This is a genomic window from Halomonas sp. BM-2019, from assembly GCF_017584085.1.
This window is the reverse complement of record NZ_CP071922.1, coordinates 1,378,594-1,380,146: the sequence shown is the minus strand read 5'-3', so window position 1 is coordinate 1,380,146 and position 1,553 is coordinate 1,378,594. Positions and strand designations below refer to the sequence as shown.

The following is a 1,553-nucleotide window of genomic DNA, read 5'->3' as shown; positions in this document are numbered from 1 at the left end:
CGGCGCCGAGGACCTCGGCGCGGTGAAGGGCTCCACCAAGGCCAGCACCGGCTGCGGCGGCTGCGCCGCCCTGCTCAAGACCCTGGTGGACCACGAGCTGGAGAGCCGCGGCGTGGAGGTCGACAAGTCGATCTGCGAGCACTTCTCCCATACTCGCCAGGAGCTCTACGACATCGTGCGGGTGGAGGGCATCAAGACCTTCAGCGAGCTGATGGAGAAGCACGGCAACGCCGACACCCACGGCCTGGGCTGCGACATCTGCAAGCCGGCGGCGGCCTCGATACTCGCCTCCTGCTTCAACGAGCCGATCACCGACGCGGCCCATATCCCGCTGCAGGACACCAACGACACCTTCATGGCCAACATGCAGAAGAACGGCACCTACTCGGTGGTGCCGCGCATCGCCGGCGGGGAGATCACCCCCGACAAGCTGGTGGTGCTGGGCCAGGTGGCGCAGAAGTACGACCTCTACACCAAGATCACCGGCGGCCAGCGCATCGACCTGTTCGGCGCCCGCCTGGAGGACCTGCCGGCGATCTGGGGCGAGCTGATCGAAGCCGGCTTCGAGACCGGCCACGCCTACGGCAAGTCGACCCGTACCGTGAAGTCCTGCGTGGGCAGCACCTGGTGCCGCTACGGCGTGCAGGACAGCGTGGGCATGGCGATCGAAATCGAGCACCGCTACAAGGGCCTGCGCGCCCCCCACAAGCTCAAGTTCGCCGTTTCCGGCTGCACCCGCGAGTGCGCCGAGGCCCAGAGCAAGGACGTCGGCGTGATCGCCACCGAGAACGGCTGGAACCTCTACGTCTGCGGCAACGGCGGCATGCGCCCCCGCCATGCCGAGCTGTTCGCCACCGATCTCAGCGACGAGGAGCTGTTCCGCTACATCGATCGCTTCCTGATGTTCTACATCCGCACCGCCGACCGCCTGCAGCGCACCTCGGTGTGGCGCGAGAACCTGGAAGGCGGCCTGGACTACCTCAAGGAGGTGATCCTCGAGGACAGCCTTGGCATTGGTGACGAGCTGGAGCGTCAGATGCAGGCCGTGGTCGACACCTACGAGTGCGAGTGGGCGGGCGCCATCAGCGACCCCGAGAAACTCAAGCGCTTCCGCAGCTTCGTCAACGACGCCCGCCCGGACCCGGACATCATCTATACCACCGAGCGCGGGCAGCTCCGCCCGGCCTGATCGATCAATCCGGCATTCGCGCGCTAAAGCGCCCTCCCACAAGGCGTTTCTCCCACCGCGGTGGGGAATCCCGTGGGAGGCCGGCTCCGCCGGGCGATTGGCGCCGACAGGCGCCCTTTGTCGACCGAACCAGGAGTTTTTTCATGACCACCGCTACCGCAGCAGCCAACACGATGACCCAGACCTGGCAACGCCTCTGCACCCGCGCCGACCTGGTGCCCTACTCCGGCGTCGCCGCCTGGGTGGAAACCCCGGAAGGCCCCGCACAAGTAGCCGTTTTCTACCTTCCCGGCCACGCCCAGGAACTCTACGCCATCGACCACCACGACCCTTTCTCCAGCGCCAACGTCATCGCCCGCGGCAT

1 protein-coding gene and 1 pseudogene are annotated in these 1,553 nt (G+C 66.8%); both read left to right on the top strand.

Annotated features, from left to right (window positions below; genetic code table 11):
• Positions 1-1,189, top strand: a pseudogene (locus J5F18_RS06975) (nitrite reductase (NAD(P)H)); the annotation flags it as partial.
• A 143-nt stretch (positions 1,190-1,332) separates the two neighbouring features.
• On the top strand, positions 1,333-1,553 hold a 221-nt coding region (locus J5F18_RS06970), incomplete at its 3' end, for a nitrite reductase (NAD(P)H) small subunit (RefSeq protein WP_346301554.1).